The following is a 19,528-nucleotide window of genomic DNA, read 5'->3' as shown; positions in this document are numbered from 1 at the left end:
ACGTCAGCCTGCGTCCGACGTCCATAAAAGGGCCCCGGCGACAGAGCGCCGAGTATATGACAGGCGACAAAACTCTCAACAGGAGATTACTTCGCCGCTTTTTTGCCGATTTTCGAGTAATCCGGCAAACTGTCGACCGCCCGAGCAAACGCTCGGTTTATCCACTCATGCAGAAGCCGTATGACCCGCTCCCCGTTCCGCCGTCTTGTGTTTGGCACCTTGCGCCGACTGTTGTATCTCTGGGTTCGCTCCGAGACGATCAACCAGTCGTCGTTCACCCTCAACCTCGACCGCAGTCGTCCGGTGTTCTACGTCCTGCAAAACCCATCGCTGACTGATCTGGCGGTGGTCGACACCGAGTGCACCAAGGCCGGTCTGCCGCGCCCGGTGCTGCCGGTGTCCGTGGGTTCGCTGATCGAACCGGCGGCGTTCTTCTACCTGACGCCGGACCCGGACTGGCTCGGCCGCCAGGACAAGCGCGGCGCACCGCCGACCCTGACCCGACTGGTGAGCGCCCTAAGCCAGAATGCCGCCGAAGACGCGCAGATCATTCCGGTCAGCGTGTTCTGGGGCCAGTCGCCTGACAGCGAAAACAGCCCCTGGAAACTGCTGTTCGCCGACAGCTGGGCCGTCACCGGACGCCTGCGTCGCCTGCTGAGCATCATGATTCTGGGTCGCAAGACCCGCGTGCAATTCTCCGCGCCGATCCACCTGCGCGAACTGATCGAACACAACAAGGGCCACGAGCGCACCGTGCGCATGGCCCAGCGGATCCTGCGGGTGCACTTCCGCAACCTCAAGGCTGCGGTGATCGGCCCGGACATCTCCCACCGCCGTAACCTCGTCAAAGGCCTGCTCAACCAGCCGCTGGTCAAGCAAGCGATCCTCGATGAAGCCGAGCGCGAAAACATCTCCCCGGAAAAAGCCAAGGCCCAGGCCCTGCGCTACGGCAACGAGATAGCCTCGGACTACACCTACACCGCGATCCGTTTTCTGGAAGTGGTGCTGAGCTGGTTCTGGAACAAGATCTACGACGGGATCAAGGTCAACCACATCGAAGGCGTGCAGAAGGTCGCCCAGGGTCACGAAGTGATCTACGTGCCGTGCCACCGCAGCCACATCGACTACCTGCTGCTGTCGTACTTGCTGTTTCGCAACGGCCTGACCCCGCCGCACATCGCCGCCGGGATCAACCTCAATATGCCGGTGATCGGCAGCCTGCTGCGTCGTGGCGGTGCGTTCTTCATGCGCCGCACTTTCAAGGGCAATCCGCTGTACACCTCGGTGTTCAACGAATACCTGCACACCCTGTTCACCAAAGGCTTCCCGGTCGAATACTTCGTCGAGGGCGGTCGCTCGCGTACCGGGCGCATGCTGCAACCGAAAACCGGGATGCTTGCGATCACCATGCGCAGCTTCCTGCGTTCCTCACGGATGCCGATCGTGTTCGTGCCGGTGTACATCGGTTACGAACGCGTGCTTGAAGGGCGGACTTACCTCGGCGAACTGCGTGGCGCGAGCAAGAAGAAAGAATCGATCTTCGACATCTTCAAAGTTATCGGCGCGCTCAAGCAGCGTTTCGGCCAGGTGGCGGTGAACTTCGGCGAACCGATCAAACTCGCGGAGTTCCTCGACAGCGAACAGCCGGGCTGGCGCCAGCAGGAGCTGGGCCCACAGTTCAAACCGGCATGGCTCAACGAAACCACCAATCGCCTCGGCGAAAAGGTTGCGCAGCATCTGAACGAAGCGGCGGCGATCAACCCGGTCAACCTGGTGGCGCTGGCGCTGCTGTCGACCACTCGCCTGGCACTGGATGACCGGGCCATGGCGCGGGTGCTGGATCTGTATCTGGCGCTGTTGCGCAAGGTTCCGTACTCGCCGCATACCACGTTGCCGGAGGGCGATGGCCGGGCGCTGATCGAACACGTGAAGGACATGGACCTGCTGTCCGAGCAGAATGATGCGCTGGGCAAGATTCTGTATCTGGACGAGCAGAACGCCGTCCTGATGACTTACTACCGCAACAACGTGCTGCACATCTTCGCCCTGCCGGCGCTGCTGGCGAGCTTCTTCCAGAGCGCCTCGCGCATGAGCCGCGAACAGATCCTGCGCTACACCCGCGCCCTGTATCCGTACCTGCAATCGGAGCTGTTCATCCGCTGGCCCCTGGACGAACTGGACGCAGTGATCGATCAGTGGCTGGAAGCGTTCGTCGAACAAGGCCTGCTGCGCTTCGAAAAAGACGTGTACCTGCGCCCGGCACCGAGTTCGCGGCATTTCGTGCTGCTGACCCTGCTGTCGAAGAGCATCGCCCAGACGCTGCAACGCTTCTACATGACCGTGTCGTTGCTGCTCAACGCAGGCCAGAACACCATCAGCGCCGAAGAGCTGGAAGACCTGTGCACGGTCATGGCCCAACGCCTGTCGATCCTGCATGGCCTGAACGCACCGGAGTTCTTCGACAAGAGCCTGTTCCGCCACTTCATCCAGACCATGCTCGACCTCGACGTGTTGCGTCGCGACGAAGCAGGCAAGTTGAGTTATCACGAACTGCTTGGAGAACTGGCCGAAGGCGCAGCGAAACGGGTGTTGCCTGCGGAGATTCGATTGTCGATCCGCCAGGTGGCGCTACATCGCAGTGAAGATGCGGCGGAAACTGCAACCTCGCCGGTTTCCTGAAACTTGAGGACAACTAACCGGCAGACCGGATCGTTTTCCGGTTAGTTGTTTTATGAATTAATGGGCTCTTTTCAATCGATAAGGAAATCGATATGAGCCTGTTGAATGAATCACCCCAGACCATCAATGTAACGTTCAGCCTTCCACCTGAGTTCAACGCGCCTCTCGACGGAAACAATGAAACCGTTGTCGATGTTCAACGGGTCAGCACCCGGCAAACGACAAGCGTCAAACACTGGCGACATCCCTCCATCGTTGACGGCCAGTGGAACTTCCGGTTCCCGCACCGACACAGTGAAGTCAGCGTCAAATACCGCGTCACCATCCAGTTGTTTCACAATGGACAACCCTTGTTGCTGGAACAGGATCACTTCGTCATTGTTCATCAGGCGCCCCATCGCCAGACGTTGCATTTGAGTCCGATCGGTTACTTGTACGTTGAAGTGCAGGAACCCGAAATGATTCCCCCCGAACAGGCAATCACCATCAGCCTGCATGAAAACGAAAGTCCCGATGTCGAACTGGCGCGCGTTTCCCACGATGAGGAAACGGCTACTTCGTTTTATCTTGAATATGATCCGGAGCATGTGGTGCCGGGCAAACGCTATGCACTTACCGGCATAGAAAACAGATACCACCAACGGCTTTCCGTATTTCCTGAAGCTATCGAACTTGTACCTGTGACACGTCCGGCCCGATCGCGCCTGTTGCGGGTCATCGATCAGTGGCTGAATGCACCGTTACGTTTGTTCACTGACTCACTTTCCAAAATCCGCTAGATTTCCTTGGGCGCCCTTCTGGCGCCCAAGTCTTTTGAGGTCCCCATGAAAAAACTTTCTCTTCTCGCCGCCGCCACTCTGTTGAGCGCCTGCCAGTCCACCACACCGAGCGGCAAAGCGAGCCTGGACGGCGAAGTGTTCTACCTGCAACGCATCGCCCTGCCACCAAGCGCGACCTTGAGTGTGAGCCTGCAGGACGTTTCGCTGGCCGATGCGCCGGCTGTCGTGCTCGACGAACAGAAAGGCCCGATCAAGGGACAAGTGCCGCTGCCGTTCCATTTGAGCTACGATCCGGCCCAGGTCAAACCCGGCCACCGCTACTCGGTCAGCGCACGCATCGAAGTCAACGGCGAACTGATGTTCATCACCACCGAAAACCATGCCGTGCAGCTTGATGGCAAGGATCCCCAGCCGCTGAAGATCCGCGTCGACGCCGCCCGCTAACGCTCTTATGAACAAGGAAGCCTTGATGCTCCGCCCTACCCTTCGCTTCGCCGGCCTGTGCGCGGGCCTGATGATCTCCGCCAGCGCCATGGCCCTGTCCCTCAGCGACCTGTCGCAGGGCGACGCCACCGGCGGCCTCAAGGATGCCCTGACCCAGGGGGCGCAACTGGCCGTCAAACAGCTCGGCACGCCGGGTGGTTTCAGCAACAACCCGGACGTAAAAATCGAACTGCCGGGCAAACTCGGCAAAGTCGCCGGCAAGATGAAAGCATTCGGCATGGGCGCCCAGGTCGATGAACTGGAAACCGCCATGAACAAGGCCGCGGAAACCGCCGTGACCCAGGCCCAGCCGATCCTGGTCGATGCCGTGAAAAAAATGAGCGTGGCTGACGCCAAAGGCATCCTCAGCGGCGGCAACGACTCCGCCACCCAATACCTGGACAAGTCCAGCCGCGAACAGATCCGCGCCAAGTTCCTGCCGATCGTCAAACAGGCGACCGACAAGGTCGGCGTGGCGCAGAAGTACAACTCGTTCGCCGGCCAGGCTGCGACGCTGGGTGTGGTCGACGCGAAGAGCGCCAACATCGAAAGCTACGTGACCGAACAAGCGCTGAACGGCCTGTTCGAGATGATCGGCAAACAGGAAGAAACCATCCGCAAGAACCCGGCCGCTGCGGCGACGAGTCTGGCGAAGAAGGTGTTCGGCAGCCTCTAGGCCGACGCTGCACGGGAGCGAGAAAACTCGCTCCCGTGCTTCAACACACTGGCTGGACTGCGTAAAAAGAACACCCACTCGCTGCCCATTTTCCTTTTCTCGAAGACCCGCAATTCGACCAGTCCATTCAGGGCCGACATCGCGGTGCTGCAAGAGCAACCCAAGTGTTCCCTCACGTTGCTCGCCGTAAACTCCTTCGCCACTCCGCTCTTGGCCACCTGATACAGCGCCCGCTGCCTTGGCGTCAGCCGCTCGAAAAAACCCGACGCCATCAGCCAGCGCTCAAAGTCTTCCGTGTACACCAGGCTTTTGCGGTAGACATCCGTGAAGCGACTGACTGCACGCTGAATCACCGAACACTGAAACTCGATGAAATACGTCAGATCCAGCTCATCGGCCTCGCTATGCAAATACGACCGCCCGTACTTCACCGGCGCATTGCGCAGCAAAGGACTGATCGCAATGTAGCGAAATGCCGAAAACTCGTGCTTGAACATGAACCAGTAGAACAACGCCCTCGCAACCCGTCCGTTACCATCGCGAAACGGATGTTCGTAGCCCAGAGAAAAATGCAGCGTGATCGCCTTGATCAACGGGTGCAGGTAGTCCCTTACTTGAGGTGAACCGAGTGGCTGATTGATCCAGCGCACGAGCCTCTGCAAACGCATCACCAGCCCGACAGCGGGCGGCGGTGTATGCACCGTGTTGCCCTCGCCATCCTGTACCACCACGGCATCGTTCGTCCTGAAAAAACCGGGACTGTATTGCGCGTCATCGATCCCCTCGACGCCCACCCGATGCATTGCCGCGATCAAGTCGACGCTCAAGGGTTGGTAACGGTTTTCCCAGGCGAAATTCATCATCCTGTAATTGCCCATGACCATGCGCTCATCCGGCGTGCGCGGCTGCCGTTGATACTTGAGCATGTCCTTGGCAACTCGCGTGGTCGTTGCCGCACCTTCCAACTGGCTGCTGGCGATCACTTCGTCTTCGATCAGATCATTGAGCAAATAACTGAAATGCGACCGTTCGCCAATCTGCCCGGTCATGCACTCCAGCGAAGCGGAAGTCGTCTGCAGATCGACGGCCGAAAGGGTTTTCCGTGCCGAGGGTGTCAGCAAATACTTGCCCCACTGTGGCGGCTCACCCAATGGCAGGAGATTGATGTACTGCGCAGCCCTTGCCCTCTTCACCAACGCCCAACACAAACGAGCATCCAGCCCCGACGCCCAGCGATAGCGCAAATCCTCAAAAGGCAAATAACGCCCCCGATCATCGAGAGGCTTGAGCAGCGCCAGATAATCCCCCAGATGCTGCTTGTGCGGCGCCCGCGCCAACAAGTCGAACACCGGATCGGACCGTCCTTTCAACACTGGCGGCTTCTTCACAAAAAACCTCTCGATCACTCATAAAAACAGAGAACCGAGTACAACACCCAGACCGAACCGCCTCAATATCAGAGAATTCTGAAAAAGCTGTAGGAGACACCGCAGCCCATAGCCACTCAAACACGATGAGCGTTAGCTCGAGTAAAGCTTTTGACGTGCCGGCCCCATCGGCAGGCTGAGTGGAGGGATTTATCCGGGGGTAGGCGCGAAGCGCCGTTCGACGAAGTCGAACACATCGAGAGGAGGTGCAGCGAAGCAAACCGGAGGCGATGCCCCCGGATGAATCCCGTAACGAAGGAACCCCGAGCCCCAGCGAGGGGCCGTACGCCGGGGCCCAGACCTTTGCTTACTTTGGGGCGTTTGCCAAAGTGAGCCGCTGTAAGAGCGGAACCGCCAGCGGCAACACCCGAAGGAACGGATATTCACAAAGAACACCCAGAGCCTGGTCGGCCCGAAGGCCGCCACGCTCAACAAAGCAAATCAACCGTCCCGACGAACCCTGAACCAAGCCGCATACAACGCCGGCAAAAACAAAAGCGTCAAAGCAGTCGCCACAATCAACCCGCCCATGATCGCCACCGCCATCGGCCCGAAAAACACACTGCGCGACAACGGAATCATCGCCAGCACCGCCGCCAAAGCAGTCAGAACAATCGGCCGGAACCGCCGCACGGTTGCCTCGATGATCGCCTGCCAGGGCTTGAGCCCCGCCGCGATATCCTGCTCGATCTGATCCACCAGAATCACCGAGTTGCGCATGATCATCCCCGACAGCGCAATCGTCCCCAGCATCGCCACAAACCCGAACGGCTGACGGAACACCAGCAGAAACAGCGTCACCCCGATCAGCCCCAGCGGCGCCGTCAGAAACACCATCGCCGTGCGCGAGAAACTGCGCAGCTGCACCATCAGCAACGTCAACACGACGACAATGAACATCGGCACACCGGCATTCACCGACTTCTGCCCGCGCTCGGAGTCTTCGACGGTGCCGCCGACGTCCAGCAAATAACCGTCAGGCAATTCGGCACGGATCGGATCGAGGGTCGGCTGGATCTGTTTCACCAGCGTTGCCGGTTGCTCCTTGCCATAGATATCGGCCCGCACCGTCACGGTCGGCAGTCGGTTGCGGTGCCAGATGATGCCTTCCTCGAAGCCATATTCCAGCGTGGCAATCTGCGACAACGCAACGCTGCGACCGTTGTCGGTAGGCACCGCCAGACTCGGCAGCAGCGATAGTTCGGTGCGCTCATGCACGGTGCCGCGCAGGAGGATTTCGATCAGCTCGTTGTCTTCGCGATACTGGCTGACACTGGAACCGGTCAGCGAGCTCTGGAGGAATTTCGCCAGATTGGCGGTGCTGACGCCCAGCGCCCGGGCGCGATCCTGATCGATGTTCAGGTACACGACCTTGCTCGGCTCTTCCCAGTCCAGGTGCACGTTCACCACATGCGGGTTCTCACGCACCTTGGCCGCGACCTTGCGTGCCAATGCGCGAACTTCTTCGATGTGTTCACCGGTGACGCGGAACTGCACCGGATAGCCGACCGGCGGGCCGTTCTCCAGTCGCGTGACCCGCGAGCGCAGGGCCGGGAATTGTTCGTTGAGGGTATCGATCAGCCAGGTGCGCAGGGCTTCGCGTTCCTCGATGGTTTTCGCCAACACCACGAACTGGGCAAAGCTCGCCGCCGGCAGTTGTTGATCCAGCGGCAGATAGAAACGCGGCGAGCCGGTGCCGACATAGGCCACGTAATTGTCGATGCCGGCATGATCCTTGAGCATCGCTTCCAGTCGCTTGACCTCTGCGGTGGTGTTGGCCAGCGAAGCGCCTTCCGCCAGTTTCAGATCAACCATCAGCTCCAGTCGGTTGGAGGCCGGGAAGAACTGCTGCGGGACGAACTTGAACAGCATCACCGAGGCGACGAACAGCCCCACTGTCAGCACGATCACTGTCTTGCGCCGACGCACGCACCACTCCACCAATCGTCGTACCCGCTGGTAAAACGGTGTGGCATAGGGATCCGGATGTCCGTCCCCCGAGCCGTGTTTGGCCGCGTGAATTTTCGCCAGATCCGGCAGGAGTTTTTCCCCGAGGTACGGCACAAACATCACCGCCGCCACCCACGAAGCCAGCAACGCGATGGTGACGACCTGAAAGATCGAGCGGGTGTATTCACCGGTGCCGGACTGCGCCGTGGCAATCGGCAGGAAACCGGCAGCGGTGATCAGCGTACCGGTGAGCATCGGGAACGCGGTGCTGGTCCAGGCGTAACTGGCGGCCTTGATCCGGTCAAAGCCCTGCTCCATCTTGATCGCCATCATTTCCACGGCGATGATCGCGTCATCCACCAGCAAGCCCAGCGCCAGCACCAGCGCGCCGAGGGAAATCTTGTGCAGGCCGATCCCGAGGTAATACATGCAGGCGAAGGTCATCGCCAGCACCAGCGGAATGGTCAGCGCCACCACCATGCCGGTGCGCACGCCGAGGGAGAAGAAGCTCACCAGCAACACGATGGCCAGCGCTTCGACCAACACCTGGACGAACTCGCCGACACCGCTTTTCACCGCCGCCGGCTGATCGGAAACCTTGCGTAGCTGCATGCCGGCCGGGAGGTTTTTCTGGAGGCGGGAGAATTCGGTTTCCAGGGCCTTGCCCAGCACCAGAATGTCGCCGCCGTCCTTCATCGCCACCGCAAGTCCGATCGCGTCTTCGCCCATGAAGCGCATGCGCGGCGCTGGCGGATCGTTGAAACCACGCCGCACGTCAGCGACATCGGAGATGCGGAACGTACGATCACCGACCCGGATCGGGAAGTTTCTGATCTCGTCGACTGTCTGAAAATTCCCCGAAACCCGTAGCTGCAATCGCTCACTGCCGGTTTCGAAGAAGCCGGCGGTGGATACCGCGTTCTGCTCTTCCAGCGCCTGCTGGACTGCCGCCAGCGGCAAGCCGAGGGTGGCGAGTTTGACGTTGGACAGCTCGACCCAGATCTTCTCGTCCTGCAGCCCGAGCAAGTCGACCTTGCCCACGTCCTTGACCCGTTGCAGCTGGATCTGGATGCGGTCGGCGTAATCCTTGAGCACGGCGTAGTCGAAGCCGTCGCCGGTCAGTGCATAGATATTGCCGAACGTGGTGCCGAATTCATCGTTGAAGAATGGGCCCTGAATGCCCGGTGGCAGGGTCTGGCGGATATCGCCGACCTTCTTGCGTACCTGATACCAGAGGTCCGGAATCTCCACCGAATGCATCGAGTCGCGGGCGATGAAGGTGACCTGTGATTCACCGGGACGGGAGAACGAAACGATGCGTTCGTACTCGCCGGTTTCCATCAGTTTCTTTTCGATGCGCTCGGTGACCTGACGCGAGACTTCCTGCGCCGTGGCGCCGGGCCAGCGGGTCTGGATGACCATGGCCTTGAAGGTGAACGGCGGGTCTTCACTCTGGCCGAGCTTGGTGTAGGACAAGGCGCCGACGATGGCCAGCAAAAGCATCAGGAACAGTACGATCTGGCGATTACGCAGCGCCCATTCGGAAAGGTTGAAGCGCATCGGGACTTACTCCTTGTCCGCCAGATTGACCACACGGTTGGAGCGATCCACGGGACGCACCTGTTGCCCTTCCAGCAGCACATGCACGCCGGCGGCCACGACCCAGTCGCTGGCGTTGAGGCCTTCGAGCACCGGCACGGTTTTCTCGCCGAACGGGCCGACACGCACAGGGGTTTTCTTCAAGGTGTTGTTGGCGCTGACGACCCAGACGTAGGTCGCGCCGTTTTCGGCGGTCAGGGCCGAGAGTGGCACCGACAGCGGGATCACGTCAGCGGTCTGCACGAACACCCGGGCGCTCTGGCCGAGCTCGACTGGCACGTTGCCGGCGGTGAAGGCGATGCGGGCGGCGAAGGTTCGGGATTTCGGATCGGCGGCCGGGGACAACTCGCGGATTTTCCCGGCGAAGCGCTGGTTCGGTTGCGTCCACAGCTCCACGGACACAGGCTGGCCAACCTTGAACCGGCCGAAGCTTTGCTCCGGCAGGCTGATCGACACTTCGCGTTCGCCATCGGTGGCGAGGGTGAATACGGTCTGCCCGGCGGCGACCACTTGCCCGACTTCCACCGAACGCTTGGCCACCACGCCATCCTGGGGGGCGCGCAACACAGCGTAACTGGCCTGGTTGGTCGAGACGTTGAATTCGGCTTTGATCTGCTTGAGGCGCGCCTCACCGGAGCGATAGAGGTTTTCGGCATTGTCGTAGGCCGAACGGCTGACCATCTGCCGTTCCATCAGGGTCTTGTAGCGATCACGCTCGGCGCGCACCAGATTCAGATTGGCTTCGGCGGCGGTGACCTGGGCACGGGTGGCTTCCAGTTGCAGGCGTACGTCCTGCGGGTCGAGTTCGGCCAGGGGTTGATCAGCTTTCACGCGCTGGCCTTCCTCGACCAGTCGTCGGCTGACTTTGCCGCCAATGCGGAACGCCAGATCCGGTTCGTAGCGGGCGCGAACCTCGCCCGGATAACTTTCCATCGCCTGCGCCGAAGGCTCTGGCTGCACCACCATGGCCGGTCGCACGCTGACTGGCGTCACCTCTTCCTTGCCACATGCCGACAATAAAAACGCCAGAGTGACTGGCACCGCAAAGGACAACGCATGGCGGAACATGGTGAAGGACCTTTCGCTAAGGAGGCTTGGAATAATTATACTGGCCGGTATGTTATTAATAGCAAACTCACCAGTCCAGTATTAAAAGCGAAGAATGTCGAACAATCTTTCAGCTCCAAACGGCCCCGGCCGCCCGAAGGATCCGGCCAAGCGCCAGGCGATTCTCGAAGCGGCGAAAATCCTGTTCCTGAGTCACGGCTATGCCAACACCAGCATGGACGCAGTGGCCGCCGAGGCTGGCGTGTCGAAGCTGACGGTCTACAGCCATTTCAATGACAAGGAGACGCTGTTTTCCGCCGCTGTCGTGGCCAAATGCGAGGAGCAATTACCGCCGCTGTTCTTCGAATTGCCGGACGGCATCGCGGTGGAAAATGTGTTGCTGAACATTGCCAGAGGCTTTCACCACCTGATCAACAGCGATGAATCGGTGAACCTGCATCGCCTGATCATGGCGCTGGGCAGTCAGGACCCGAAGCTGTCGCTGATCTTCTTCGAGGCCGGCCCGCAGCGCATGGTGCAAGGCATGGAGCGACTTCTGCGGCGGATCGATGAGACTGGCGCGCTGCGCATCGACAACCCGCACAACGCCGCTGAGCATTTCTTCTGCCTGATCAAGGGCGCGGGGAATTTCCGGTTGTTGTACGGCTGCGGTGAACCACTGACCGGCGAGGCGGCGGAAAGCCATGTGCAGGAAGTGGTCGAATTGTTCATGCGCGCCTATCGACCCTGAAAACAAAAATCCCACGCCATGCGTGGGATTTTCTTATGAGCCGGCTCAGGGCTTGAGCGCTTTCTTCGGGTAGATGTCATAGCGGCTGGATTTGCCATCCAGCGCATGGCTCGGCTTCGGCCCTTCGATGCACGGCGCCTTGCGCGGGCGCTTGACCACCACCCGGTGCGTGGCCAGCGCCAGCGCCGCTTCCAGCAAGGCCGGTGCATCCGGATCATCGCCCACCAGCGGGCGGAACAGGCGCATTTCCTTCTTCACCAGCGCGGTTTTCTCACGGTGCGGGAACATCGGGTCCAGATAGATCACCTGCGGCGGCTCTCCCTCCCAATTGCGCATCACGTCGATGGAGTTGCCCTTGAGCAGCGTCATCCGCGCCACGATCGGTGCCACGTCGAAATCTTCCGCCGCCCGGGCCAGACCATCCTCCAGCAACGCGCCGATCAGCGGCTGACGCTCGATCAGGCTCATTTCACAGCCCAGGCTCGCCAGCACGAACGCATCTTTCCCGAGCCCCGCTGTGGCATCCAGCACCCGCGGGCGCACGCCCTGGGCGATACCGACCGCCTTGGCGATCATCTGTCCGCTGCCACCGCCGTACAACCGACGGTGGGCCGCGCCACCCTCGACGAAATCGACCCGCACCGGCCCCGGCGCATCCGGCCCCAGCTGTTGCAGCTGCAAGCCCTGCTCGCCGACCTGCAAGGCAAACTCGCCGTCGGCCACCTGCAACGGCAGATTCAGGCGCTGCGCCCACTGCTCGGCCTGCGCTTCGAACGTCGGGCCGAGGGCTTCGACATGGATGCGGCAGGCCGCAGGTTGCTCAATCATGGAAAACACGCTCAAAAAAGTTAAGGATCGGCAAAAACCGCCGATAACCCAATCAACGCGCATTTTGCCAGAGCTGAGCGTCGACCGAAAAAAATGTCAGGCATTCTTCCCACATCGATTGGCTACATCTCGCCTACAGGCGATTTCAGCCGTCATAACACTCAAGCATTGGGCGGCGTCAGCCACCTGTGGCAGGATTTCTTTGCCCAGGCACTGGCCGAACAATCGAGTGATGTGGTGCCGGCCTGTGGCACTTTCCCACCGGTCGATCTGGAAAGCCCTGAAGAGCCGACTATCGGCAGCGAACTGCACGCCCACATCATCGACCAGCGCGAATGCGATGTAGTGGAAACCCAGGTACGCCCGCCTGAGCCGCTGTTCCTGCCGATTGCCGAAATCGACATGAACCTGGCCGAGCCGTACCCACCGTTCCCACCGGAAGACATCAAGACTCAGCAAAAGCAGCAGGACTTCGACAGCAGCTGGGTTCGTCCGGTCGTAATCAACAACGGCCAGCCGATTCCGGAACCGGGCCCTGCCCCGCAGAAAAAGCCGCTGTACCTGCCGATTGCCGAGTTCGACCTGGATCTGCTGCAGCCTTACCCGCCGTTCCCGCCGGAAGAGATCGTCGAACAGCAGAAAGCCCTGGACTTCGATAACGGCTGGGTACGCCCGATCGTTAATCAGAACCTGCGTATCGCCGCCTGATTCCGCCCTGCTTCAGTCCTTGAAAAACTGGTTGGCCTTCGCGTACGGCATCGAACGCGAGGTGAAGCCGAACGTGCCCGATTGCTGGATTTCTTCCGCAGCCCGGAAGAACTCGCCAAACGCCGCCAGCGCCAGCGCCGAGCCGGTACTGATGCGCTTCACACCCATTTCTTCCAGTTGCTGCACGGTCAGTTTCAGGCCACCGGACATCAACACGTTGACCGGTTTCGGCGCCACCGCTCGCACCACCGCCAACACTTCTTCAGCCGTCCTCAAACCCGGAGCATAGAGTACGTCGGCGCCAGCCTCGGCGAACGCCTGCAGGCGGCGAATGGTGTCGTTGATGTCCGGATTGCCGTGCAGGTAGTTTTCCGCACGGGCCGTCAGGATGAAGGGAATCGCCAATGTGCGCACCGCTGCTACTGCGGCTTCGATCCGAGCTACAGCGTGTTCGAAACAGTAGATCGGCGCGTCCGGTCGGCCGGTGGCATCTTCGATCGAGCCACCCACGGCGCCCGCCGCGGCGGCGCGCAGCAGACTTTGCGCGGACTCGGCCGGAGCGTCGGCAAAACCATTTTCCAGATCCACTGCCACCGGCAAATCCGTGGCGGCGGCAATCGCCCGGACGTTGTTCAAGGTTTCTTCGAGGCCAAGCGCGCCATCGGGTTTGCCCTGGGAAAACGCATACCCGGCACTGGTAGTCGCCAGCGCCTGATAACCCAGACTGGCAAGCATCTTCGCGGAACCGGCATCCCACGGATTGGGAATCACGAAAATCCCGGGACGTTCATGCAATGCTTTGAAGGCTTCGGCTTTACGGACTTGTTCTTTGCGGGCTTGGGCGTCCATCGGCAGGCTCCTGGGCAGAAAAAAACCGCCTTAGAGCAAGCCAAGTTGCTCGGCGGCGGGTTCTCTGTATAGCTCAGGCAGCGATGGCAGGCCAGGCAAACGTTGCATCAGCTGTGCATGGAATCGCTGCGCGAGTTTGGCCGCCAGGATGTTATCGGCGGTGTGCAGGAAGATGTACGGCGTGCGGCCCTCTTCGATCCACTCGGCAATCTTCGCCACCCACGGCACCAGGAACGGATCGTTGGCCTCAAGCTCGGGATGGCCGATGAAACGTACCTGCGGAAATTGGGTGAACGCTGCCGGGCGGGTTGGCACGCGGGGCTTTTTCGATTGGGCGTGGATCACCGAAGACTCGGTGGACAGGCAACTGAACAACGCGCGCGGATCGAGGCAGATGCGCTCCACCCCGCGATCCAGCAACAGGCGATTGAGCAGGCGTTCACTCTCGCCTTTGGCGAAGAACTGCTCATGGCGCACTTCCACCGCCAGCGGTCGATCAAACGCATCGATGAAGGCTGCGAGCTCTGGCAAACGTTGCGGAGTGAAGCTTTTTGACAGTTGCAGCCACAGTGGCGATACGCGCTCGCCGAGCGGGCTGAGCAACTGGATGAAGGTTTCGGCGGCGGTCAGTTGATCGCGCAGGTCACCGCCGTGGCTGATGTCGCCGGGGAATTTGGCAGTAAAGCGAAAGTGCTCGGGCATGACCTCGGCCCAACGCTGCACGGTGGCCGGCGACGGGCTGGCGTAGAAAGTCGTGTTGCCTTCCACGGCGTTGAACACTTGCGAATACAGACCGAGGAAATCGGAGGTCTTGGCGTCTACCGGATACAGGTACTCGCGCCAGGCGTTTTCACTCCAGGACGGGCAACCGAGGTAGTAAGGCAGATCCATCAGATGTACAGGTCGAGGCCCAGCACGTCTGCGTCCCAGTCGACAAAACCGGCGGTGCTCAGGTAGCTGGCCAAGGCCATGGCCACGCTTTTCTTCATCGCACGGTGATAAATCATGTCTTGTTGGCGGGCGGGCAGATTGCTCAGGCGTTGCGCGGAGGCCTTGGCGGCGCGGGCAGCCAGTTGCGCTTCGGTGGGGAATTCCAGCTCGCCTTCAATATCCTCGACGGATTCATCCAGCGCCGGATTGCCTTTGCGAGGCTTGCGCTTGATGGGGTAGGAATGAGTGGAAACGCCGTCTATACGCATAAAGTCATGCTCGGTATCGATGATGGCAATTTAGCGGCACCTGACCGACTTAGCAAATCGCCGAGTGATAACTAGAACACATAAAAGACAAAAGGTTTAAAGCGCGGGGTTGGAAACGGACGATTGGCAGGCATTGGCATGACCCTGCGGCGAATGCCACAGGGTCGAAGTCATCAGCGGGCTTTCGGCGTGGCGACTTTATCGCGAAGGTAAACCGGCTGGGCATCGTCGGCCGGAATCGACTCGCCACGTTCCCAGGCGAATCGCGCCAGCGTCAGCAGGTCTTCGGCGTGGGGCAGCATGCCCGCGTCGGAACCGCTCAGGTTGACAGCGATGCGCTCGCCGTAGCCCCAACCGGTTCCGGCACCGAACCAATCGCCAGACGCGTCGTCCGGCAGCGCAGCGACTTCCGGCGGCAACACCGCCTCGGTGCCGACCAGACGCATCTCCCCGGCCGTCTCGCGATAGCAGCCCCAATACACCTCATCCATACGCGCATCGATGGCCGCCGCGACCTGGCTCACGCCGTGTTCGCGATAAGCGCGTTGCGCCAGCACCGCCAGGTTCGACACCGGCAATACCGGACGATCCAGCGCGAACGCCAGGCCTTGCACCACGCCGATGGCGATGCGCACGCCGGTGAACGCGCCCGGGCCGCGACCGAAGGCAATCGCGTCCACCGCTTGCAGCGTGGTGCCGGCGTCGGCCAGCAGTTGCTGGATCATCGGCAGCAGTTTCTGCGCGTGCAGGCGCGGGATCACCTCGTAATGGCTCGTGACCTTGCCGTCATGCAGCAAGGCAACGGAGCAAGCTTCAGTCGCGGTGTCCAGGGCCAGCAAGGTGCTCATCGATGTGTCCGTAAATCAGGTGGGGAAAAGTGCGCCAGTATAAACAACTACGGCCCGCAAGCGGGCCGTGGATGATGCAGCGGATCAGGTTTTTCAGCTCAGCGCTTCAAGAACCTTGGCGGTGATCGCTTCAACCGAACCGACACCCGGGATGTGGCTGTATTTCGGCTTGCCGTTGGCGGCCGACAGCTTCTGGTAGAAGTCCACCAGCGGCTTGGTCTGCGAGTGGTAGACCGACAGGCGATGACGCACGGTTTCTTCGGTATCGTCCTTGCGCTGCACCAGCTCTTCACCGGTGATGTCGTCTTTACCGGCAATCTTCGGCGGGTTGTAGACGATGTGGTACACACGGCCGCTGGCCTCGTGAACGCGACGGCCAGCGATACGCTGAACAATTTCTTCGTCTTCAACGGCGATTTCAACCACGGCATCCAGCTCGACACCGGCGGTCACCAGCGCTTCAGCCTGAGGAATGGTGCGCGGGAAACCGTCGAACAGGAAACCGTTGGCGCAGTCAGCCTGAGCGATGCGGTCTTTTACCAGTGCGATGATCAGGTCATCCGACACCAGGCCGCCGGCATCCATGATGCTCTTGGCCTTGATGCCCAGTTCGGTGCCGGCCTTGACCGCAGCACGCAGCATGTCGCCGGTGGAGATTTGCGGAATGCCGAATTTCTCGGTGATGAACTTAGCCTGAGTACCTTTACCGGCCCCGGGAGCTCCCAGCAGAATGACGCGCATTAGATGTGCTCCTCAATTTTTTTATAAAAAGCTTTTGCAAAACAACGGATTCGCCTCATGGGGCGAAATCCTGGAAATAGGGTCGTGACCGCCCAAACGGCCAGAGGCTGACCAAGATACACAGCAGGCTGCGCCCACACAAGACGCCAAAAGTCGGAGAAACCGGCGCCTGCCGCGACCTTGCGACGCGGTTCCCCAAGTCGCAACCCCATCATTAACTGTCGCTTGCCCGCATTTTTCCCACGCTCGATAAACGGCACCCGACGTTTGCCCCGGGTGCCCCGCCCCACGCAGAAAACCTTAGCCGGTATTTCGCAAACCGGCGGCAATCCCCGCCACAGACACCAGCAACGCCTGTTCTACCGGGCTGTCCTGCTCGACGTTCGGCTGTCGCGAACGCGCCAGCAGTTCGGCCTGCAATAGATGCAGCGGGTCGAGATAAGTGTTGCGCAGGCGGATGAATTCCAGGGTGTCCGGGCTATGTGCCAGCAGTTGCGACTGACCGGTCAGGCCGAGGACCACGGAACATGCCTGCGACAATAGGTCGCGTAAGTGCACACCCAAAGGTAACAAGTCCGACTCAACCAGTCGCTCGTCGTAGGACAGCGCAATGTCGGCGTCGGCCTTGGCCAGGACCATTTCCAGCATGTCGATACGGGTGCGGAAAAACGGCCACTGCTCGCGCATCTGCCCCAGCAGCTCGCCTTCGCCGCGCTCCAGCGCCTTGCTCAATGCGGTTTCCCAACCGAGCCACGCTGGCAGCATCAAACGCGTCTGGGTCCAGCCAAAGATCCACGGAATCGCCCGCAGACTTTCGATGCCACCGGCGCGACGCTTGGCCGGACGGCTGCCCAATGGCAAACGCCCCAATTCCTGCTCCGGCGTCGACTGGCGGAAATACTCGACGAACTGCGGATTTTCCCGCACCACGGCGCGGTAAGCAGCCACACCGTCGGCGGCCAATTCGTCCATCAGATGCCGCCACTCCGGCGTCGGTGGCGGCGGTGGTAGCAGGGTCGCTTCGAGTACCGCAGCCAGATAGAGATTGAGGTTTTGCTCGGCGATGTCCGGCAGGCCGAATTTGAATCGAATCATTTCCCCCTGCTCGGTGGTGCGGAAGCGTCCAGCCACCGAACCCGGCGGCTGCGACAGAATCGCCGCGTGAGCCGGGCCGCCGCCACGGCCCACGGTGCCGCCGCGACCATGGAACAGCAGCAGTTCGACTTGCTGCTCGCGGCAGATTTCCACCAGCCGCTCCTGAGCCCGGTATTGCGCCCAGGCCGCCGCCGTGGTGCCGGCGTCCTTGGCCGAGTCGGAATAACCGATCATCACTTCCTGCGGGCCTTGCAGACGTGCGCGATAACCCGGCAACAGCAACAGACGCTCGATCACCGGGCCGGCGTTGTCGAGGTCGGCCAGGGTTTCGAACAACGGCACTACGCGCATCGGCCGCAGCACACCAGAATCCTTCAGCAGCAGTTGCACCGCGAGCACATCCGAGGCGGCACCGGCCATGGAGATCACATAGGAACCCAGCGAAGCCCCCGGCGCGGCGGCGATTTCCTTGCAGGTGGCGAGCACTTCGGCAGTGTCCGCCGAGGGTTTGAAATGCGCCGGCAGCAGCGGCCGACGATTTTGCAGTTCGCGGGTCAGGAAGCTGATGCGCTGTTCTTCATCCCAGTCTTCATAGCGACCGAGGCCGAGGTAATCGGTGATTTCGGTCATGGCGGCGGTGTGTCGCGACGAGTCCTGACGCACATCGAGGCGCACCAGGAACAGGCCGAAGGTCACGGCACGACGCAGGCAATCGAGCAACGGTCCGTCGGCGATCACGCCCATGCCGCACTCGTGCAGCGAGTGGTAGCACAGCTCCAGCGGATCAAGCAGCTCGCGATTGTTGTGCAGCACATCGGCCGGGGCCGGGGTCGTCGCAGTCAAGGAGGCATGGGCCCAGTTGCGCGTGGCGCGCAGGCGTTCGCGCAATTGCTTGAGCACCGCGCGATAGGGTTCGGCGCTGTCGCCGGCCTTGGCCTTGAGCGCGTCGCTGGCTTGCTGCATCGACAGTTCGGCGGCCAGGTGATCGACATCACGCAGGTAAAGATCCGCCGCCATCCAGCGCGCCAGCAACAGCACTTCGCGGGTCACGGCAGCGGTCACGTTCGGGTTGCCGTCGCGGTCGCCGCCCATCCACGAAGCGAAGCGGATCGGCGCGGCTTCCAGCGGCAATCGCAGGCCAGTGGCGGCGAACAACGCCTGATCGGCCTTGCGCATATGGTTGGGAATCGCCTGCCACAGCGAATGCTCGATCACCGCAAAACCCCACTTGGCTTCGTCCACCGGGGTTGGTCGGGTGCGGCGAATTTCTTCGGTGTGCCAGGCTTCGGCGATCAAGCGTTGCAGGGTGTTGTGGATCTGCTCGCGCTCGGCGCTGGTCAGGTCGCGGTGATCCTGAGCGGCCAGTTGCGCGGCAATCGCGTCGTACTTCTGGATCAGCGTGCGCCGGGCCACTTCGGTCGGGTGCGCGGTCAGCACCAGTTCGATTTCCAGTCGCGATAACTGCCGGGCAAGGGAGTCGGCGCTGTGCCCTTCCTCGCGCAGTCGGGCGAGCAATTCCGGCAGCACGCGGGATTCGAACGGCGCGGCCTGCGACTCTTCGCGGCGATGAATGAGCTGGTACTGCTCGGCGATGTTCGCCAGGTTGAGAAACTGGTTGAACGCCCGCGCCACCGGGAGCAATTCGTCTTCGCTCAGCTGATTGAGGCTGGCGCTGAGTTCGGCGTCCATCGAACCGCGCCGGTCAGCCTTGGCGCCCTTGCGGATCTGCTCGATCTTGTCGAGAAACGCCTCGCCGTACTGGTCACGGATGGTATTGCCCAACAGCTCACCGAGCAGGTGAACGTCTTCGCGCAAGCGTGCATCAATATCGGTCATCAGCATCTCTCCAGCAGTAATCGGTGACGGATC

At 60.9% G+C, this 19,528-nt stretch carries 16 protein-coding genes; 6 read left to right on the top strand and 10 right to left on the bottom strand.

Annotated elements, in window-relative coordinates:
* Positions 1 to 180 precede the first annotated feature (180 nt).
* The 4 genes from plsB to DLD99_RS05800 all read left to right on the top strand — a co-directional run bounded on the left by plsB (position 181) and on the right by DLD99_RS05800 (position 4,617).
* Entirely contained in the window at positions 181 to 2,679 is a 2,499-nt protein-coding gene (gene plsB, locus DLD99_RS05815; RefSeq protein WP_114881563.1) for a glycerol-3-phosphate 1-O-acyltransferase PlsB, read from the top strand.
* Positions 2,680 to 2,771: 92 nt separating this feature from the next.
* Positions 2,772 to 3,458, top strand: coding sequence for a hypothetical protein (locus tag DLD99_RS05810; RefSeq protein ID WP_114881562.1), 687 nt, complete (start codon positions 2,772 to 2,774; stop codon positions 3,456 to 3,458).
* Positions 3,459 to 3,503: 45 nt separating this feature from the next.
* Positions 3,504 to 3,902: a YbaY family lipoprotein gene (locus tag DLD99_RS05805; RefSeq protein ID WP_085697316.1), complete on the top strand. Its 399-nt coding sequence runs from the start codon at positions 3,504 to 3,506 to the stop codon at positions 3,900 to 3,902.
* A 25-nt stretch (positions 3,903 to 3,927) separates the two neighbouring features.
* Positions 3,928 to 4,617 (top strand): DUF4197 domain-containing protein, encoded by a 690-nt coding sequence (locus tag DLD99_RS05800; protein ID WP_085712823.1) that lies wholly within the window; start codon positions 3,928 to 3,930, stop codon positions 4,615 to 4,617.
* Here the strand turns inward: DLD99_RS05800 and DLD99_RS05795 are convergent.
* The 3 genes from DLD99_RS05795 to DLD99_RS05785 all read right to left on the bottom strand — a co-directional run bounded on the left by DLD99_RS05795 (position 4,614) and on the right by DLD99_RS05785 (position 10,661).
* Entirely contained in the window at positions 4,614 to 6,005 is a 1,392-nt protein-coding gene (locus DLD99_RS05795; RefSeq protein WP_114881561.1) for a Fic family protein, read from the bottom strand. The genes DLD99_RS05800 and DLD99_RS05795 overlap by 4 nt on opposite strands.
* 480 nt (positions 6,006 to 6,485) lie before the next feature.
* Positions 6,486 to 9,554: an efflux RND transporter permease subunit gene (locus tag DLD99_RS05790; RefSeq protein ID WP_114881560.1), complete on the bottom strand. Its 3,069-nt coding sequence runs from the start codon at positions 9,552 to 9,554 to the stop codon at positions 6,486 to 6,488.
* A gap of 6 nt (positions 9,555 to 9,560) precedes the next feature.
* Positions 9,561 to 10,661 carry an efflux RND transporter periplasmic adaptor subunit gene (locus tag DLD99_RS05785; protein WP_114881559.1) on the bottom strand — a complete coding sequence of 367 codons (1,101 nt, stop codon included), beginning with the start codon at positions 10,659 to 10,661 and terminating at the stop codon, positions 9,561 to 9,563.
* Positions 10,662 to 10,755: 94 nt separating this feature from the next.
* Here DLD99_RS05785 and DLD99_RS05780 point away from each other — a divergent pair, with 94 nt between their 5' ends.
* Positions 10,756 to 11,391: a TetR/AcrR family transcriptional regulator gene (locus DLD99_RS05780; RefSeq protein ID WP_114881558.1), complete on the top strand. Its 636-nt coding sequence runs from the start codon at positions 10,756 to 10,758 to the stop codon at positions 11,389 to 11,391.
* Positions 11,392 to 11,436: 45 nt separating this feature from the next.
* On the opposite strand, the gene DLD99_RS05775 is transcribed toward DLD99_RS05780, so the two are convergent.
* Positions 11,437 to 12,219: a class I SAM-dependent methyltransferase gene (locus tag DLD99_RS05775; protein WP_114881557.1), complete on the bottom strand. Its 783-nt coding sequence runs from the start codon at positions 12,217 to 12,219 to the stop codon at positions 11,437 to 11,439.
* Between the two features lie 93 nt (positions 12,220 to 12,312).
* Between DLD99_RS05775 and DLD99_RS05770 the strand changes: the two genes are divergently transcribed.
* The gene (locus tag DLD99_RS05770) at positions 12,313 to 12,927 is read left to right on the top strand and encodes an energy transducer TonB (protein ID WP_114881556.1); all 615 of its coding nucleotides are present in this window, start codon (positions 12,313 to 12,315) and stop codon (positions 12,925 to 12,927) included.
* A 12-nt stretch (positions 12,928 to 12,939) separates the two neighbouring features.
* On the opposite strand, the gene DLD99_RS05765 is transcribed toward DLD99_RS05770, so the two are convergent.
* From DLD99_RS05765 to ppc, 6 genes are all read right to left on the bottom strand, one after another.
* On the bottom strand, positions 12,940 to 13,776 hold the full coding sequence (locus DLD99_RS05765; protein ID WP_114881555.1) for an isocitrate lyase/PEP mutase family protein: 837 nt from the start codon (positions 13,774 to 13,776) through the stop codon (positions 12,940 to 12,942).
* A gap of 30 nt (positions 13,777 to 13,806) precedes the next feature.
* Complete coding sequence (locus DLD99_RS05760; RefSeq protein ID WP_085712815.1) at positions 13,807 to 14,667, bottom strand: DUF72 domain-containing protein; 861 nt, start codon at positions 14,665 to 14,667, stop codon at positions 13,807 to 13,809.
* Entirely contained in the window at positions 14,667 to 14,975 is a 309-nt protein-coding gene (locus DLD99_RS05755; protein WP_085712814.1) for a hypothetical protein, read from the bottom strand. Before DLD99_RS05755 ends, DLD99_RS05760 begins: the two co-directional genes overlap by 1 nt.
* A 173-nt stretch (positions 14,976 to 15,148) precedes the next feature.
* Positions 15,149 to 15,823: a tRNA (adenosine(37)-N6)-threonylcarbamoyltransferase complex dimerization subunit type 1 TsaB gene (tsaB, locus tag DLD99_RS05750; RefSeq protein WP_114881554.1), complete on the bottom strand. Its 675-nt coding sequence runs from the start codon at positions 15,821 to 15,823 to the stop codon at positions 15,149 to 15,151.
* A gap of 93 nt (positions 15,824 to 15,916) precedes the next feature.
* The gene (gene adk / locus DLD99_RS05745) at positions 15,917 to 16,564 is read right to left on the bottom strand and encodes an adenylate kinase (RefSeq protein WP_085712812.1); all 648 of its coding nucleotides are present in this window, start codon (positions 16,562 to 16,564) and stop codon (positions 15,917 to 15,919) included.
* Between the two features lie 300 nt (positions 16,565 to 16,864).
* Positions 16,865 to 19,495: a phosphoenolpyruvate carboxylase gene (ppc, locus tag DLD99_RS05740; RefSeq protein ID WP_114886597.1), complete on the bottom strand. Its 2,631-nt coding sequence runs from the start codon at positions 19,493 to 19,495 to the stop codon at positions 16,865 to 16,867.
* Between the last annotated feature and the right edge of the window lie 33 nt (positions 19,496 to 19,528).

The sequence above is a fragment of the Pseudomonas kribbensis genome, assembly GCF_003352185.1.
Classification (GTDB): Bacteria; Pseudomonadota; Gammaproteobacteria; order Pseudomonadales; family Pseudomonadaceae; genus Aquipseudomonas; species Aquipseudomonas kribbensis.
Note: the sequence above shows the minus strand (reverse complement) of the source record. Positions and strands in the feature narration are given on the sequence as shown.

Bases quoted from the DNA above. Each gene is read 5' to 3' on its own strand.
- plsB (WP_114881563.1), top strand. From the start codon at position 181: ATGACCCGCTCCCCGTTCCGCCGTCTTGTGTTTGGCACCTTGCGCCGA.
- DLD99_RS05810 (WP_114881562.1), top strand. From the start codon at position 2,772: ATGAGCCTGTTGAATGAATCACCCCAGACCATCAATGTAACGTTCAGC.
- DLD99_RS05805 (WP_085697316.1), top strand. From the start codon at position 3,504: ATGAAAAAACTTTCTCTTCTCGCCGCCGCCACTCTGTTGAGCGCCTGC.
- DLD99_RS05800 (WP_085712823.1), top strand. From the start codon at position 3,928: ATGCTCCGCCCTACCCTTCGCTTCGCCGGCCTGTGCGCGGGCCTGATG.
- DLD99_RS05790 (WP_114881560.1), bottom strand. From the start codon at position 9,554: ATGCGCTTCAACCTTTCCGAATGGGCGCTGCGTAATCGCCAGATCGTA.
- DLD99_RS05785 (WP_114881559.1), bottom strand. From the start codon at position 10,661: ATGTTCCGCCATGCGTTGTCCTTTGCGGTGCCAGTCACTCTGGCGTTT.
- DLD99_RS05780 (WP_114881558.1), top strand. From the start codon at position 10,756: ATGTCGAACAATCTTTCAGCTCCAAACGGCCCCGGCCGCCCGAAGGAT.
- DLD99_RS05775 (WP_114881557.1), bottom strand. From the start codon at position 12,219: ATGATTGAGCAACCTGCGGCCTGCCGCATCCATGTCGAAGCCCTCGGC.
- DLD99_RS05770 (WP_114881556.1), top strand. From the start codon at position 12,313: ATGTCAGGCATTCTTCCCACATCGATTGGCTACATCTCGCCTACAGGC.
- DLD99_RS05765 (WP_114881555.1), bottom strand. From the start codon at position 13,776: ATGGACGCCCAAGCCCGCAAAGAACAAGTCCGTAAAGCCGAAGCCTTC.
- DLD99_RS05760 (WP_085712815.1), bottom strand. From the start codon at position 14,667: ATGGATCTGCCTTACTACCTCGGTTGCCCGTCCTGGAGTGAAAACGCC.
- DLD99_RS05755 (WP_085712814.1), bottom strand. From the start codon at position 14,975: ATGCGTATAGACGGCGTTTCCACTCATTCCTACCCCATCAAGCGCAAG.
- tsaB (WP_114881554.1), bottom strand. From the start codon at position 15,823: ATGAGCACCTTGCTGGCCCTGGACACCGCGACTGAAGCTTGCTCCGTT.
- adk (WP_085712812.1), bottom strand. From the start codon at position 16,564: ATGCGCGTCATTCTGCTGGGAGCTCCCGGGGCCGGTAAAGGTACTCAG.
- ppc (WP_114886597.1), bottom strand. From the start codon at position 19,495: ATGACCGATATTGATGCACGCTTGCGCGAAGACGTTCACCTGCTCGGT.